This is a genomic window from Candidatus Baltobacteraceae bacterium (genome assembly GCA_036489885.1).
Classification (GTDB): Bacteria; Vulcanimicrobiota; Vulcanimicrobiia; order Vulcanimicrobiales; family Vulcanimicrobiaceae; genus JAFAMS01.
Genome location: DASXEW010000003.1, coordinates 565,438 through 581,083, shown reverse-complemented (window position 1 = coordinate 581,083; position 15,646 = coordinate 565,438). Strand labels below are relative to the sequence as shown.

Sequence of the window (15,646 nt, the reverse complement as noted above, 5' to 3'; positions counted from 1 at the left end):
CTACGTGGGTTCCGGGATCGGTTCGATCTTGCCGAGCAAGAACACGTACGAGAGAATTCCGATCACGAGCACAACGGCTGCGATCAGGAACGCCGTCGAAAACGAATTCGTCCCGCCGATGACGTAGCCGGTGATGATCGGCGCCGCGATGCCGGCGACGTTGTTGAGGAAATTCATGATCGAGCCGACCGTGCCGACGCTGCCCTTGGGCGCGATCAGTGCCGGAATCGACCACCCGATCGGCGCCGAGAACGCAAGCCCGCCAAGTGCAATCGAAATCCAGATAATTGCAATGTTCGGATCGCTCGTCGTCGTCGCGCCCGCAATCGCAAGCCCGAGCAGCATGCCGAGGATGAGGAAGAACTTGCGCACGCGCGTTGATTCCATGCCGCGCGATATCAGATAGTCGACGAGCCATCCCCCGATGACGAGATCGGTGACGGTCGCAACCCCCCACGGAATCGCCGTGTACAAGCCGGATTTGAGAATATCCCAGTGCTGCGTTTTCACTAGATAACTGGGCAACCACGTCAAGAACAGATAGAACGAATAACCATATGCGGCAAAGCCGATTGTGAGTCCCCACACCTTGGCTTTGGTGAGCAAATATCCGAGCGTCGCGCCGCCGCCGACTGCAGAAACGCCTTCGGGTTGCGCGCCGCCTTCGACGATGTAACGGCGCTCGTCGTCATCGAGGCGTTTGTCTTGACTCGGGCTCCGGTAGAAAATATAGAACAGCGCAAAGTAGATCAGACTCATGATGCCGGTGACGACGAACATCGCGCGCCAACCGAAGTAGAATGCGATCGCAGCTACGATCGGAACACCGATCACGTTCGAGAATTTCGCGGCCGCATCGAAGAGCGACGTCGCGAGTCCGCGCTCGCTGAGCGGGAACCAATATCCCGTCGCCTTCGAGCTGACCGGAAACGCCGGCGCCTCGGCGACGCCGAGAATCAATCGAGAGATAAAGATGTGCCAAAATCCCGAAGCCGCGGACGTGATGAAGCACGCGATTCCCCAGAAGAATGCGCCGATGCGTCCGATCGAGATGACGCCGTAGCGATCAAGTATCAGACCGACGGGTATTTGCAAGATGGCATACGTCCACGCGAAGCCGCTCGAGAGATAACCGAACTCCACGTCGGTGATTCCGAAATCGTGGGTGAACGCGGGATGCGCAACGGAGAGATTTACGCGGTCGAAATAGTTGATCAAAATTCCGAAACCGAGCAAAAGACCAATCAACCAACGCAGATTGGTGCGCGGCCGAGACCGGCCCATCGCAGCGGTAGCCATGTCGCTCCTTCCGGGCAAAACACCCTTGGTTAGGGTACCAGGTTACCCATTGCGCGGAAACTCTATTGGGGAAAGCGAACTCTGGAGACACTTGAATTTCTTAGATAGGCTGGAGACCACTCTGCGTATTCGCGGGGGGTACCAGCTAAATGGTGAGGTCCGTACACAGGGCGCTAAGAATGCTGCCCTGCCCATCATGGCAGCGTCGCTATTGGCTAAGGGCAAGGTAACGCTCCATCGTATTCCGCGGATCACCGACGTTTCGGTGATGTGGTCGCTGCTCGAGGCACTCGGTGCGCGGTTGACGCTCGAAGACAGCCACACGCTGACGATCGACTCGACCAACGTCGGGACGCATCGGGCGCCGTATACGCTGGTCCGCAAGCTGGCCGCATCATTTGACGTTACGGGCGCGCTCTTGGGCCGGTTCGGAAAGGCCGAAGTCCCGCTGCCCGGCGGCTGCGTTCTCGGGACCCGGGCCACCGATATGCACGAATCCGCATTCCGCTCTCTCGGCGCGAACGTAAAGAACGAGCACGGATATTTGGTCGCGGACGCGGGCGGAAAACGCCTGAAGGCAGGCAAGATCTCGTTGCGTACCCCGAGCATCGGCGCCACGAAAAACGCCATGCTGGCCGCCGTTACGGCCTCGGGCGAAACGATAATCGAGAATGCAGCGCTCGAACCCGAAGTCGTCGATCTCGCGCAATTTCTGGCGCTCATGGGCGCGAAAATCAAAGGCATCGGTACCGAGACGCTCGTCATCGACGGCGTCAAAGAGCTGCACGGCGTTGAGTACACGATCATCCCCGACCGGATTGTGGCCGGAACCCTCGCGCTCTGCGGTGCCGCGACCCGCGGCAAGGTGACCGTTACGGATTGCCGCCCCTCGCATCTCGAAGCGCTGCTCGGCAAGCTCACGGAATGCGGCGTCAAGGTCGAGACCGGCGATGATTACATTCGCATCGAGGCCGACGCCGTCAAGGGCGGGACCGACATTCTGACCGCACCCTATCCGGGCTTCGCGACCGATCTGCAGCCGCCGATGCTCTCGTTCTTGTGCACGTGCCCCGGGACGAGCGTCGTCGAGGAGACGATCTTCAATGCGCGCTTCTCGTACGTCAACGAGCTCGCACGTATGGGCGCGGACGTACGCGTCTCGATGGAAAGCAATACGGCCTTGATCAAAGGAACCGAGCGCTTGACCGGGGCGCCTGTCGAAGCTCCGGACATTCGCGCCGGCGCAGCGCTCGTCGTCGCGGGCCTGGCAGCTGCGGGTGAAACCGAGATCATGGGCCTCGAATACATCGACCGCGGACACGAGCGCCTAGAAGAGATGCTGACGACACTTGGCGCACAAGTACGCAGGAGCAGCGGCATCACGCCCCTCTCCGAGCCTGCCGGCCTTTTCGAAACGAGCGAGTATCCCAAGGTCGCTATGTAACGACATCCTGGTCTCGCCTTTCAAAGCCACTGTTTAGGAGCTTTTACTCTGGAAATCGGAATCGATCTCGGCACCGCCAATGTCTTGGTGTATGTCAAAGGCAAAGGCATCGTTCTTCGCGAGCCATCCGTCGTTGCCAAAGATATTCGCACAAATCGTACGCTGGCAGTCGGTGAAGAAGCGCGGCAAATGTTGGGCAAAACGCCGAGTAACATTCAAGCCATACGCCCGCTTCGCGACGGCGTCATCGCAGATTTCGAAGTCACTGAAGCGATGTTGAATTATTTCATCAAGAAGGTCACGCGGAATCGTTCGATTTTTGAAACGCTGTTCAAGCCGAAACCGGCCGTAACGATCTGTGTTCCCGCAGAGATCACGAGCGTCGAAGAGCGCGCCGTTCGCGACGCCGCGAAGCTCGCCGGTGCACGTACCGTCGACATCATCGAAGAGCCGATGGCAGCGGCGATCGGCGCAGGCCTTCCAATCGACGGACCTTCGGGGAACATGGTCGTCGACATCGGGGGCGGCACGACCGACGTCGCAGTGATCTCGCTTGGCGGAATCGTCGTTTCGCAATCGATTCGCGTCGCCGGCAATAAGCTCGACGAAGCGATCATCCGGCACATTCGCCGCGTCTATAACCTGATGATCGGCGAACGCACGTCCGAAGAGATCAAGATCAAAATCGGTTCCGCATATCGCCTGGAACAAGAATTGGCGATGGAAATTCGCGGACGCGATCTGATCAATGGTCTTCCTAAGACCGTGAAGATCACGAGCGAAGAAGTACGTGAAGCGCTATCCGAACCGGTGCAGGCGATCGTCGAAGCGGTGAAGTCGGTGCTCGAGAAAACACCGCCCGAGCTCGCCGCCGACATCATCGATCGCGGCATCATCCTTACGGGTGGTGGTGCACTCTTGCGCGGACTCGACACGCTGCTCGGCGAGGTCACCGGGATTCCGGTCATCGTTGCCGAGGATCCGATGTCGTGCGTCGCGATCGGTACAGGGCAGCGCGTTCGCGCGTAAGAGAATTCCATGCGAAGCGCCGTTAAGAACGTTATCGACGCGCGTAAGGAACCGCTCGAAGTTGTTTTAGACGCTGTTGCCGCCGTCGTCGAAAGCGGCGGCATCGTCGTGTATCCGACGGACACCGTCTATTCGATCGGATGCGATCCGTACGAGCGCGATGCAATCGGAAAGATCTACGCAAGCAAAGCGCGGCCGCACGAAGGTCCGCTGAGCCTCTATCTTGCGAGCGTGCAAGAAGCGCTCGAGTACACGAGCGCAAATCCGTTTGCGGCCGTTGCGGTGCGCCGCACGATGCCCGGGCCGATCGCTCTCGTCATTCCGCGACCGGCATTTATTCCGGAGCGCGTAACGTGGGGGAACGATGGCCTTGGGTTGCGCGTTCCCGATCATCCGCTGGCTTCCGCAATCTTGGATCGCTGCGGTCCGCTCGCCGGGACGAGCGCTAGCCGCGGCGATGATCCGCCGTATTGGGGCGACGACGACCTCTTGCTTCTTCCGGATTGCGATCTCGCCGTGCTCGACGGACCAACGCCACAGCGCGCGCGCTCGACGATATTGGACATCACGCGCCCGATTGTACGCATTGTGCGCAACGGCGTGATTTCCGCAGAGGTCTTGGAAGAGAAGCTGGGTACCAACATAGCGCGGCCCTACGATCCGCATCAGTGAACAAAGCACGTAAACATTTCAAGCTCGTCGTCCTGAGCTCGGCCCTTTTGGCGTCGCCGAGTGCGATTGCATTTGCCGCGCCGACGTCGACGCCGGCTCCGCCGCCCACGCATCCGCCGAGCGCCGCGCCATCGGCTGGTGCGACGCTCAACGATCCGGGTGTGTACACCATCAGCGGACAGAATCTAACTTGGAATCAGCGCAACGGCGATTTCACGATTCCGAGCGATGTGAAGTTCACGCAACCGGGGACGGATGTTACCGGCGATCATGCGACCGGTAATTCGATCACAAAAAGTGTGAAGATCACGGGCCACGTCATCCTGCACAACGCGAAGCCCGTTTCAACGGTCGGCATCACGGCGAAGACCGCCTCGAGTGATCCGCAAACGCTGACGAGCGACGAACTCGACGTCGACGGGCCGACGAAAAATTACACTGCGATCGGAAACGTGAAGTTCACGCAGGGCACGAAGGTCGTCACCGCCGCGCGCGGTCAACTCGACCAGCTCAAGCATATGCTCGTTCTCACCGGCGACGTGCACATCGACGACACGAGCACCGGACAGTCCATGATCGCCGACAACGTTACGTACGACACGGCAAGCGAAACGGTAACGGCGACCGGAAAGCCCGGAGCGCCGTTCCAGATTCGTGCCCCGGTGCAGACTGCGCCGCCGGGAACGCCCGCTCCGACGAAGCCGCCGAAGAAGCGGAGATAACCACGCAGCCGCTGTTCGGCGATGCGGTCGAGCCGCAGCGTTCGCGCAAGCGGCCGCCCCCGAATGCGCCGCTCGCGGCGCGCATGCGGCCGCATTCACTCGACGAATTCGTCGGCCAAGAGCATCTGATCGGACCGGGTCACGCGCTGCGGCGCGCAATCGAGTCGGACACGGTGCCATCGATGATTTTATGGGGACCGCCCGGCACCGGAAAGACGACGCTTGCCGAGATCATCGCCGCGACGACGGGCGCGCGCTTCGTCGCGTTGTCCGCCGTAAGCGCGGGAGTCGCGGATTTGCGAAAAGTCGCCAGCGGCGCACAAGAGCTTCAGAAGACGGGGCGCCGCACCGTCTTATTCGTCGATGAGATTCATCGCTTCAACAAAGCGCAACAAGATGCGGTCCTGCCTTATGTCGAGGACGGGACGATCACGCTGATCGGCGCGACGACCGAGAATCCGTCGTTTGAAGTGATCTCGGCGCTGCTCTCGCGTTCACGCGTCTTCGTTTTACACGCGCTCGGCGACGAACAGATTGCCGCGATCGTCGACCGCGCGCTGCACGATCCCGAACGTGGCCTCGGAAAATCCAAGATCGTCCTCGAGCCCGCGGCGCGCGATGCGCTCGTCAATCTCGCAAACGGCGACGCGCGCGCGGCACTTAATACGCTCGAATTCGCGGCCACAATTGCCAATGACGGCCTGATCGAATCCGCCACGGTCGCGGAAGCGCTGCAGCGGCGCGCGACCGGTTACGACAAGGCCGGCGAGTCGCATTACGACACGGTTAGCGCTTTTATAAAGACGATACGCGGCAGCGATCCGGACGGCGCGCTCTATTGGTTGGCGCGTATGATCGATGGCGGGGAGGATCCGCTCTTCATCGTGCGCCGTCTCGTGATTCTAGCTAGCGAAGATGTCGGTCTTGCCGACTCGCGTGCGCTTTCCGTCGCGGTCGCCGCGCAACAAGCCGTCCATTTCATCGGGATGCCCGAAGGCTTCTATCCGCTAGCCCATGCGACGCTTTATCTCGCGCTAGCGCCGAAGAGCAACAGCGTCGGCCGTTCTTATGGAGCGGCCTCCCTCGACGTGCAGAACACGCGCAACGAACCGGTCCCGCTTCATTTGCGGAACGCGCCGACGCCGCTGATGGAAGATCTCGGCTACGGCGAGGGCTATCGCTACGCGCACGACGATTATGCGGTAATGGGCGAAGGCGGAAATCTCCCGCCCGCGCAGCGTCTGCAATCGTACTTGCCGGAGTCGCTGCGCAACCGTGCATATTATCAGCCCGGCGAACAAGGCGAAGAACGCAAGTACATCAACTGGATCGAGAAACGCCGCGGTCCCAAAGCCCCCGAGCGCGATCCGTTTGAGGACCAGAAGTGAGCGCCGCGCGCATCTATCTCGACCATGCGGCGACGACGCCCCTTGCCGCCGACGTGCTCGAGGCGATGCAGCCGTATTTTGCGCGCGACGGTTTCAATCCTAGCTCGATACACGCCGAAGGGCGGCGCGCACGTGCAGCGATCGATTCGGCGCGCGAGCGCATCGCGGTGATTCTGCACTGCAAGCCCAAAGAGATCATCTTCACGGCGAGCGGGACGGAAGCCGACAACATGGCGATCATCGGCGCGGCGCGTGCCGCTCGCGCGCGCGGCAAGCACGTCGTCACTTCGGCGATCGAGCATCACGCAGTGCTTCACACCGTAGGTGCATTACGCGATGAAGGCTTCGAGGTTACGCTGCTTCCCGTCGATTCCGATGGCGTCGTCGATCGGACGCGCTTCGCCGAAGCGTTGCGCGACGACACCATTCTGGCAACAGTGATGTACGCCAACAATGAGATCGGAACGATTCAGCCGATCGCGCAGCTTGTCGAAATCGCACGCGCGCGCGGCATCGTTTTCCTTACCGACGGCGTGCAAGCTGCAGGTACGCTCGATCTCGACGTCACCGCGCTCGGGGTCGATGCACTCGCGATCTCGGCGCACAAGCTCTATGGACCCAAGGGCGTGGGGGCGCTCTACGTGCGGAATGGAACTCCGCTCTCCCCGCTCATTCACGGCGGCGGTCAGGAGCGTGGGCGCCGGGCAGGAACCGAAAATGTTTCCGGGGTCATCGGCATGGCCAAGGCCCTCGAGCTTGCCGACGGCGCTCGGAACGCCACGAACGCCCGAGTCGCAGGGCTGCGTGACACGCTCGAAGCCAAAGTAACGGCAGCTGTGCCGCACGTTCACGTGAACGCCCGCGGCGTCGCGCGGCTGCCCGGGATCTCGAGCCTCGCATTTGCGGGGGTCAATGCGGAATCGCTTCTGATTGCCCTTGACCTGGCCGGCGTGGCCGCTTCGGCCGGGAGCGCCTGTGCGGCCGGCTCGCTCGAAGCCAGCCACGTTATCGCTGCGCTGGGTGAAGCCGGTGCGAACGGGGCGACCCTGCGCCTGTCGCTGGGGCGGGGGACCACGGCGGAAGAGATCGAGCGCGTCGCTTCCTTGCTTCCCTCCTTAGTCGCCTCCCAACGCGAGGGGGCGGCCCTTTCGGTGTAGACTCTACCGTCTGGGGGTATCTCATATCTGTGCTCGTCTACACGAGCACGCGGAGGTTTTTTGGCGTGACGGGCACCGACTCGGCCGTCGTGTTTCGTGAAATAGCCGTTGGGCTTGGCGTTCTACTCGTCGGGATCGGGTTTTTGTATGCTTCGATCCAGTTGGGACGCGTTCTCACGCGACTCGGGACAACGCTCGACGAAGTCGATCGTCAAATTGCCACGCTCGGCGTGCCGCTTGCCAAGACGCTCGATCGCGTCAGCGGCATTGCGACGACCGCGGATCAGACACTCGATCGCGCCAAGAGCGCCGTCGGGCAGCTGGAACGTGTCGCCGCAACGCTGGCGAAGGGCACGAATTTGATCTCGTCGGCGGTCGAGCCCGCGTTCGTGAGCTTGGGAGCGACGGTCGCCGGAATCACTGCCGGTTTGCGACGGATCGTGCGAGGCGGAAGCTAAGCCATGAAGTTTGCGCTGGGTTTGCTGGTCGGACTTGCAATCGGAGCCGGGATTGCGCTCGTTGTTGCGCCAGGCGAAGCCAGCGAATTGCCGTCGAGTGTTGCGGAATTGATCGGTCGGGGAAAAGCCATCCTCGAGAGCGCTATTGATGAAGGGCGGCGCGTAGCCGACGATCAGCGCCAAACATTGCAGTCACAGGTTACCAATTAGAGCCGCCATAGAGCAGGAGACAGCGTGGATATCAAGGTCAACGTCCGTGAATCTGAAGGAGATGCCTACGTCGTCGATCTCGCAGGAGAGATCGACGTCTACACATCGCCTAAGGTCAAAGATGCGATTACGGAGCTGATCGATCAGGGACACTACAACCTGGTCATCAATCTCGAGAAAGTCCGCTATATCGACAGTACCGGTCTCGGTGTGTTGATCGGCGGTCTCAAGCGCGTGCGCGAGCACGGCGGCTCGGTAAATCTGGTCTGCACGAATCCGCAGATCAAGAAAATCTTCGACATTACGGGACTCGTCAAGATTTTCGGAATCTTCGATGACGAACAAAGCGCAATGAAAGCACTGGTATAAAATATGAACGCGCCCGAACCCGAAATCCAAACCCTTGGGACCGTCGAGCTGCGCATTCCGGCTCGTGCGGAATGGGTTGCCGTGGCGCGTTTGGCGGCGGCCGCCGTCGGCAGCCGCATGCGTTTTTCTGTCGACGAGATCGACGACCTCAAGCTTGCGATCGCAGAGGCATGCACGAACATCATTCAGCGTTCGGAAGCAATCGAAAACATCGACCTTCGCTGGGAAGCTAGTCCTAACGAGCTGCGCATCACCGTCTCTGGTGACGGACGTGCGCCGAAGCTCGAAAGCGTCAAAGACGCCGAGGAAGACAATAAAGTCGGCGGATTGGGCGTATTTCTGATCCGCGCGTTGATGGATAGCGTGGAGTACGAGATGGATCCACAGCGCGGCGCGCGCTTGGTGATGAACAAGACCGTAACGCAGTAACGGACTGATCGTTATGCAGGCCCATTCGGTAGACGACGTACGTTGGGATCGCCAGCGTACGCGCGAGACATTCACGAAGTTCGTGCGCTTACGACAAGATCGCGAACTTGGAAAGATCACGGCCAAAGGTACGGCCGACTACGATCAGCTGCGCGCCGATCTCGTCGTTGCGCACCTCAATTTGGTCCGCTACCTCGCAGTCAAATTTGCGAATCGTGGTGAAGCGCTCGACGATCTGATTCAAGTCGGAACCGTCGGATTGCTCAAGGCGATCGACCGCTTCGATCTGGAGCGCGGCGTCGAGTTCACGACGTACGCGACGCCGACGATCGTTGGCGAGATCAAGCGTTACTTCCGCGACAAGGGCTGGGCCGTCAAAGTCCCGCGCCGTTTGCAAGAGCTAAATCTCGCCGTCAATCGTGCACTCGAGAAGCTGACCGTCAAGATGGGCCGCAGCCCGACGGTCGCCGAGCTGGCCGGGCATCTCGGGGCGACCGAGGAAGACGTCCTTGAAGCGCAAGAACTCGGGCAAGCATACAATCTGCTTTCGCTCGATACCGAGCTGTCCGGCGAAGGCGATAAGAAGTCGCAGACGCTCGCCGACTACGTCGGACAAAACGACGCCGCGCTCGACTTGCTCGAAGACAAAGCGAATCTCGAGCGCGCCTTCGACGTCCTCACCGGGCGCGAACGCGTCATCTTGTACCTACGGTTTTACGAAAACGTCAGTCAGACGGAGATTGCAAAGCGCCTCAACGTTTCGCAGATGCACGTCTCACGCTTGCAGGCAAAAGCCCTCGATAAGCTGCGTTCCGCTCTGCAAGAACGTTAAACAGCCGGGGAGAACCCGGTCGGGTCGTGGCTGTAGGTAGCTTGTTGTTACGAGCCCCCTCGGGGAACGTTTTCGTTTTCGAAATGTCGATGGGCTCGACGGTTTGGGGGCCCCATGCGAAGCATGGGGGGTGCGGAGCCTGGGGCGGAGCACCGTCAAAATGAAGAGCGAAGAGTTACGCGCGTCGTTTGTCGATTATTTCGTCTCTCGTGGGCACAAGCTCGTTGCGCCTGCGAGCTTGATTCCGGACGAGATGTCGACGACGCTCTTCACGATCGCCGGCATGGAACAATTCGTGCCGGTGTTCCTGGGCGAAATCCCGGCGCCGGCGCCGCGTGTCGTCACCGTGCAGCCGTGCTTGCGCGTCGCCGGTGCAAAGAGCGATATCGAAAACGTCGGACGGACCGGACGCCACGGCACGTTCCTCGAGATGCTCGGCAACTTCAGCTTCGGCGATTACTACAAGCGCGAAGCGATCGGGTTTGCGTGGGAGTACGTCACGCAAGTTCTCAAGCTCGATAAAGAGCGCTTGTACGTAACCGTTCATCTCACCGACGATGAAGCGCAAACGATATGGGAGCGGGAGATCGGCGTATCGTCCGATCGCATCACGCGCTGGGATGAAGATAACTTTTGGACGATGGGTCCGACCGGTCCGTGCGGCCCGTGCAGCGAGATTTTTTATGATAGCGGTCCGCAGTATGCGTCGGGACCCGACGATACCGGGCCGAACAAAGGCGATCGCTATCTCGAGATTTGGAACGTCGTCTTTCAACAATATAATCGCGGTGCTGACGGCAAGCTGACCGAGCTGCCGCGTAAAGCGATCGACACGGGCGCCGGACTCGAGCGAATGCTCGCCGTTGCGAACGGCAAGGTCTCGATGTACGAGACCGATTTGTTCACCGACTTGATCGCGGCGCAACCCGCGGTCGAGAACAAGGGCCTACATGCGCAAGAACAGCTCGAACGCCGCCGCATCATTGCGGATCACGCGCGTGCCGTAACGTTTTTGATCACCGACGGCGTCTATCCGTCGAACACCGATCGCGGTTACGTCCTGCGCTTCTTGATCCGGCGTGCGATTCGCAACGGGCGCATCCTCGGCTATCCACGCGAGTTCATGGCGCAGCTGGCCGGGGCCGTCGTGGATTCGCTTGCATCGGGCTATCCCGGGCTGCGCAAGCGTCTCGGCGATGTGCAAACTGCGCTCGCGCGTGAAGAGCAAAACTTTATTCGCACGCTCGATCGCGGCAACGCGCTCCTCGAGGGGCTAGTCGACGACGCGATCGGCGACTGTACGCGGATGATCACGGGACACGATGCGTTTACGCTGCATGACACCTACGGCTTTCCAATCGAGCTGACGCGCGAGATCGCGATGGAACGCGGCGTCGCAATTGACGTCCCCGGATTCGATGAGGCGATGCAAGAGCAACGCGCGCGGGCACGTGCTGATGCAGCCGAAAAGCGCGCGGTCGTCAACGTCACCGATCTCCCGAGCGTCGTCAGTGTTTTTCACGGCTACACCGGGCTCCAGACCGACGGCGAGATCGTGATGATCATGCGTGACGGCCAACCGGTCGACGAGCTCGTTGCCGGCGAGACCGCGCAGATTTTCTTGGACCACACCTCCTTTTACGCCGAGAAGGGCGGCCAGATCGGCGATCGCGGCAAGCTCACCGGCGGCGAGGCAGTTTTCGATGTCGCCGACACGCAGTTCGTCGGCGAGGCGATCGCGCATCACGGTACGCTACGTTCGGGAATTCTGCGACGCGGCGAGCGGGTGAACGCGGCCGTCGATCCCATGTGGCGTGAAGAGATCCGGCGCCACCATACGTCTGCGCATCTTTTACAGAAGGCGCTCAAAGAGATTCTCGGCGACGAAGTAGCGCAAGCCGGCTCGTGGGTCGGCATCGATCGGATGCGTTTCGATTTTCGCTGGCCGGCCGGTGCGCTAACAACCGAGCAGCAAGACCGAGTCTCCCAACGCGTCAACGCGATGATTCGGGAAGACCATCACCTTGTGACGCGCGAGCTTCCGATCGAAGAAGCGAAGAAGACCGGCGCGTATTGGATGGCGGGCGAGAAGTACGGCGAGCTGGTGCGCGTCGTGCAAGCCGGACCGTCCGTCGAGTTTTGCGGCGGCACGCACGCGCATACGACCGGTGAGCTCGGCATGTTCATCATCCTGGCTGAAGCCTCGATTGGCAGCGGAGTGCGGCGGATCGAGTCGTGCGTCTCTCGCGCCGCCGAGTCGTTCGTGCAAAATCAGCAACATTTGGTCGAGACACTTTCCGAGCGGCTCTCGAGCAAGCCCGACGAGCTGCTGGAGCGCGTCGAAAAAATGCAGAGCGAGATTCGCGATCTGCAAAAATCGGTCGGCGAGCTCAAGTCGCGCTTCGCGGCTGCGGAAGCACAAGACGTCAAGCCCGAAAAGTTGTCGAACGGCCGTGCGATCGTCGTCGTCGAGCTCAAAGACTATTCGAACGACGATCTGCGCAGCGTCGTGAATGCCGTGCGTCAGCGCAACAGTGATGCCGTGATCGCGGTGACGAGCACAATTGGCGATCGCGTCAGCATGATCGTGAGCGTCCCGGAGACCCTAACGACGCAAGGTTTGAAGGCCGGCGATCTAATGAAGATTGCCGCGCCGCACATCGGCGGCAAAGGCGGCGGCGGGCCGACGCAAGCTCAGGGCGGCGGTAACAATCCCTCGGGCGCCGGAGCCGCGCTCGCCGAGCTAAAGGCCGCAGTCGCCGCGAACGGAGCAGCGCGCTGATCGCCCTTATCGTGCTGGCGCTCTTGCTCGCTCCCGAGCAAGTGCTTGCGAACTACACGCAAGCGCTCGACGCCCTCAAACCGCCGGCCGCATATATCTTCGAATACACGTTCGCGCACCATGGGAGCCATCCGCAGGAGACCGAGCATCGCATTTTCCGTCAGGGCACTCACGAGCGCGACGAGATCGTTGCATTCAACAGCGAGAAGTTGCCCCACCCGATGATTCGCGTATTCGCCGGTCACCACGACCCGTATGACGTGGCCGCGCTTGCGCCTCGCACCGATGTGAACGCGTTTACATTTGAGGGCGAAGGTAAACAAGGACGTAATCTCGTGTATGTTTTCAACGTGTACGCGCGCGGCACGCCTAAGTATGAAGTTACGCGCATGGTGATCGACGGGAAATCGTTCTTGCCGCTGCAGCTCGACTATCGTACGACGACTGGAAATGTCGTCGGAACGGGAACGGTGACGTTCGCGAGGACCGACAGGTACTGGATGCCGCAATCCGTGACGGCGCGGGCCGACGTGAGGGGTGATTTGCAGACCGAGCGCATCGACTGGTCGAGATATCAGTTCTATCCGAATCTTCCACCCTCGACATTTGTGATGCCACGCGCACCGCAAGTGACGCCACCCGCGGGTTAGCGATGCCGACTACGGTCGAAGTCACCGGAGAGTTTTTGGTCGAATCGTCTCTTGCACGCGTCAACCGCGGGCTATTCGGCGCGCTCGCGCGCCGCAGCGAAGTCGATCTGGGTATTCTTCCCGAACCGACGGCAGCGCCGATCGTCGGCAACAGCGACGACGTGCTCTTGCAGGCGCGGCGCACGCGGCGCTTTGTACCCGAGCCGCAGATAATGATTCGGCACCGCTGGCCGGCGGTGTTTCCCAAAGTGCGCAGCGGTGCGTACGTGCACATGCAGCCGTGGGAATTCGGAAGCCTACCGAAGGTGTGGGCTGAGGGCGCCAAGGCCGTTGCGGACGAGATTTGGTGCTACAGCAAATATATTGCGGAGATGTACGTGCGCGCCGGAATCGAGCGCGAGCGCGTGCAAGTCGTGCCGCTCGGTTACGATCCGGAAATCTTCAAGCCGGGTCCGGCACCGCTTTCGGCGACGCTGCGCGGAAGAATTGCGTTCTTGTACGTGGGCGACACGATCGCACGCAAAGGCGTCGACGTCGTCGTCAACGCGTACCTCGCCGCGTTTTCGCCGCACGACAACGTGGTGTTGATCGTCAAGGATTTCGGTGGCAAAGATCCGGGAGCCGACACGCGCCTGCGCGACCACGTTGCTTCACTGGGTGGGCGGCGCGATATTCCGCCGGTGCTTTACATCGACACGTTCTATACGGATAACGCACTCGCCGATCTGTATCGCGCGGCAACCGCCCTCGTTGCTCCGTATCGCGGCGAGGGATTCGGATTGCCGATTCTCGAGGCGATGGCGTGCGGCGTCCCATCGATTGCCACACGCGGCGGTGCGAGCGACGACTTCACGACCAAAGACACGACGCTTCACATTGACGCCTCACCGGTCAAGCTCGGGAAATCGTATGGCGGCTTCGAGCTCGTCGATGATGCGTTCTTGCTCGAGCCCGTCGAACAACAGGTCATCGCCGCGATGCGCCAAGTCTACGAAAACCCGAAACTCGTCAAGTTCATGTCGGAGAAATCCGCCGATCACGCCAGGAGCTGGACGTGGGAACGCGGTGCGGAGCGTGCACTCGAACGGATCGAAGCGCTCGCGAAGATTACGTCGCGTGCGAAAACTCGCAACGACGGCCCGAGCGGAACGGAAACGTTCGAGTTGCGGATCGCCTCACGCGGTGGTGAGGACGGCGTGCTGCTCGAGCTTTTCCGCCGGCTTGGCGTCGAGGATCCGTCGTACATCGAGTGCGTCGCGAACGGCGAAAGCCAATCGATCAGTGTGTTCTTCTCGCGGTCTCTCGGCTGGCGCGGAGCAGTCATCGAATGCGACACCGCTACCTATGCGGATTTTGCGGCCAAGCTTAGCTCGGTCGGTCCGCCAACGGATTTCGAGCTGCTCGCACTCGGGTCGTACAGTGATCCGGCCTGGTCGCGACTGGTTCCGTTCAAGCCTAAAGTAATCGTTACGCCGGGCAACAACCCGCCGAAGGCGCTCGCGTCATCGACCGGTTACACCTGCATCGGGATCGAGAGCAAAGGCACGAGCGCATTCTTCGTGCGCAACGATCTCGCCCTACGCTCGCGATTTAACCCGAAAAACTAAGAGCGCCGGGAAGCCCGGCGCTCTACGGCTCTTTAGCGAAGAGGCAGATCGATTGTAGCACGGGTGGCGAGCCCGTTCAATCCGCTTGCTATCGGAGCGCGCTCGGAGGGACTCGAACCCAAAGCCTACCTCTTCGCCAAAGAGTTGCTCTATCCAATTGAGCTACGAGCGCTTTCTCTTATGTCGCGATACCGAGCGTCCGAAAGAGAATGTACCAAAAGGTTGGGCCACATCAGTTGCTTCAATTTTTATGCCGTGAAATTTATCCATCGTGAATTCGCCAGGTCACTCGATCTTGTCGATTCCCGAGGCGGTAATTACATAAAAGGCGGTGGTTGACGGAATAACCGTACCGCCTCTTGCTCGAACCTCTTTCCTCACCGCCTTTTCGGCTATATTTTGACCGCCGAGCCGCGTTTGCCCATCGGGCTCGTCGCATGCGCATTGCGTTCCTAAAAATGACGCAATATTAACTTGCGAATTTCAGTTTGCGACAGATCTGATTGAGCTGGCGTTGCCTTCGGCATTCAATGCAGCTCCATTGTTCGTTGGGTTGCGGGGGATTTTGCGGGATCTGCGCGTCGGCTCCTGGTACGTA

At 60.5% G+C, this 15,646-nt stretch carries 15 protein-coding genes and 1 tRNA gene; 14 read left to right on the top strand and 2 right to left on the bottom strand.

Going from position 1 to position 15,646, the window contains the following annotated elements; genetic code table 11:
- Complete coding sequence (locus VGG22_08730; GenBank protein HEY1728441.1) at nt 1–1,299, bottom strand: MFS transporter; 1,299 nt, start codon at nt 1,297–1,299, stop codon at nt 1–3.
- Between VGG22_08730 and murA the strand changes: the two genes are divergently transcribed.
- The 14 genes from murA (at nt 1,298) to VGG22_08660 (ending at nt 15,048) form a co-directional block, all read left to right on the top strand.
- Nucleotides 1,298–2,743: a UDP-N-acetylglucosamine 1-carboxyvinyltransferase gene (gene murA, locus VGG22_08725; protein ID HEY1728440.1), complete on the top strand. Its 1,446-nt coding sequence runs from the start codon at nt 1,298–1,300 to the stop codon at nt 2,741–2,743. The genes VGG22_08730 and murA overlap by 2 nt on opposite strands.
- A 48-nt stretch (nt 2,744–2,791) precedes the next feature.
- A complete protein-coding gene (locus VGG22_08720; GenBank protein ID HEY1728439.1) occupies nt 2,792–3,772 on the top strand; it encodes a rod shape-determining protein in 981 nt (326 codons plus the stop codon).
- 9 nt (nt 3,773–3,781) lie between these two features.
- Nucleotides 3,782–4,444, top strand: a complete 663-nt coding sequence (locus tag VGG22_08715; GenBank protein ID HEY1728438.1) for an L-threonylcarbamoyladenylate synthase — start codon at nt 3,782–3,784, stop codon at nt 4,442–4,444.
- On the top strand, nt 4,441–5,166 hold the full coding sequence (locus tag VGG22_08710; GenBank protein ID HEY1728437.1) for a hypothetical protein: 726 nt from the start codon (nt 4,441–4,443) through the stop codon (nt 5,164–5,166). Before VGG22_08715 ends, VGG22_08710 begins: the two co-directional genes overlap by 4 nt.
- Nucleotides 5,167–5,249: 83 nt before the next feature.
- Entirely contained in the window at nt 5,250–6,554 is a 1,305-nt protein-coding gene (locus VGG22_08705; protein ID HEY1728436.1) for a replication-associated recombination protein A, read from the top strand.
- Nucleotides 6,551–7,711, top strand: a complete 1,161-nt coding sequence (locus VGG22_08700; protein ID HEY1728435.1) for a cysteine desulfurase family protein — start codon at nt 6,551–6,553, stop codon at nt 7,709–7,711. The genes VGG22_08705 and VGG22_08700 overlap by 4 nt, the downstream gene beginning before the upstream one ends.
- Nucleotides 7,712–7,776: 65 nt before the next feature.
- On the top strand, nt 7,777–8,169 hold the full coding sequence (locus tag VGG22_08695; protein ID HEY1728434.1) for a hypothetical protein: 393 nt from the start codon (nt 7,777–7,779) through the stop codon (nt 8,167–8,169).
- 3 nt (nt 8,170–8,172) lie between these two features.
- Nucleotides 8,173–8,379 carry a YtxH domain-containing protein gene (locus tag VGG22_08690; GenBank protein ID HEY1728433.1) on the top strand — a complete coding sequence of 69 codons (207 nt, stop codon included), beginning with the start codon at nt 8,173–8,175 and terminating at the stop codon, nt 8,377–8,379.
- A gap of 24 nt (nt 8,380–8,403) precedes the next feature.
- Nucleotides 8,404–8,748, top strand: a complete 345-nt coding sequence (locus VGG22_08685; GenBank protein HEY1728432.1) for an STAS domain-containing protein — start codon at nt 8,404–8,406, stop codon at nt 8,746–8,748.
- Nucleotides 8,749–8,751: 3 nt separating this feature from the next.
- The gene (locus VGG22_08680; protein HEY1728431.1) at nt 8,752–9,177 is read left to right on the top strand and encodes an ATP-binding protein; all 426 of its coding nucleotides are present in this window, start codon (nt 8,752–8,754) and stop codon (nt 9,175–9,177) included.
- A gap of 13 nt (nt 9,178–9,190) precedes the next feature.
- Nucleotides 9,191–10,009, top strand: coding sequence for a SigB/SigF/SigG family RNA polymerase sigma factor (locus VGG22_08675; GenBank protein HEY1728430.1), 819 nt, complete (start codon nt 9,191–9,193; stop codon nt 10,007–10,009).
- Nucleotides 10,010–10,169: 160 nt separating this feature from the next.
- Complete coding sequence (gene alaS, locus VGG22_08670) at nt 10,170–12,791, top strand: alanine--tRNA ligase (GenBank protein ID HEY1728429.1); 2,622 nt, start codon at nt 10,170–10,172, stop codon at nt 12,789–12,791.
- Between the two features lie 11 nt (nt 12,792–12,802).
- Nucleotides 12,803–13,441, top strand: coding sequence for a hypothetical protein (locus tag VGG22_08665; GenBank protein HEY1728428.1), 639 nt, complete (start codon nt 12,803–12,805; stop codon nt 13,439–13,441).
- Between the two features lie 2 nt (nt 13,442–13,443).
- Nucleotides 13,444–15,048 carry a glycosyltransferase gene (locus VGG22_08660; GenBank protein ID HEY1728427.1) on the top strand — a complete coding sequence of 535 codons (1,605 nt, stop codon included), beginning with the start codon at nt 13,444–13,446 and terminating at the stop codon, nt 15,046–15,048.
- Between the two features lie 97 nt (nt 15,049–15,145).
- Here the strand turns inward: VGG22_08660 and VGG22_08655 are convergent.
- Nucleotides 15,146–15,220 (bottom strand) — tRNA-Ala (locus VGG22_08655).
- Nucleotides 15,221–15,646: the final 426 nt, after the last annotated feature.

Bases quoted from the DNA above. Each gene is read 5' to 3' on its own strand.
- murA (HEY1728440.1), top strand. From the start codon at position 1,298: ATGTCGCTCCTTCCGGGCAAAACACCCTTGGTTAGGGTACCAGGTTAC.
- VGG22_08730 (HEY1728441.1), bottom strand. From the start codon at position 1,299: ATGGCTACCGCTGCGATGGGCCGGTCTCGGCCGCGCACCAATCTGCGT.
- VGG22_08715 (HEY1728438.1), top strand. From the start codon at position 3,782: ATGCGAAGCGCCGTTAAGAACGTTATCGACGCGCGTAAGGAACCGCTC.
- VGG22_08705 (HEY1728436.1), top strand. From the start codon at position 5,250: ATGCGGCCGCATTCACTCGACGAATTCGTCGGCCAAGAGCATCTGATC.
- VGG22_08690 (HEY1728433.1), top strand. From the start codon at position 8,173: ATGAAGTTTGCGCTGGGTTTGCTGGTCGGACTTGCAATCGGAGCCGGG.
- VGG22_08680 (HEY1728431.1), top strand. From the start codon at position 8,752: ATGAACGCGCCCGAACCCGAAATCCAAACCCTTGGGACCGTCGAGCTG.
- VGG22_08675 (HEY1728430.1), top strand. From the start codon at position 9,191: ATGCAGGCCCATTCGGTAGACGACGTACGTTGGGATCGCCAGCGTACG.
- alaS (HEY1728429.1), top strand. From the start codon at position 10,170: ATGAAGAGCGAAGAGTTACGCGCGTCGTTTGTCGATTATTTCGTCTCT.
- VGG22_08660 (HEY1728427.1), top strand. From the start codon at position 13,444: ATGCCGACTACGGTCGAAGTCACCGGAGAGTTTTTGGTCGAATCGTCT.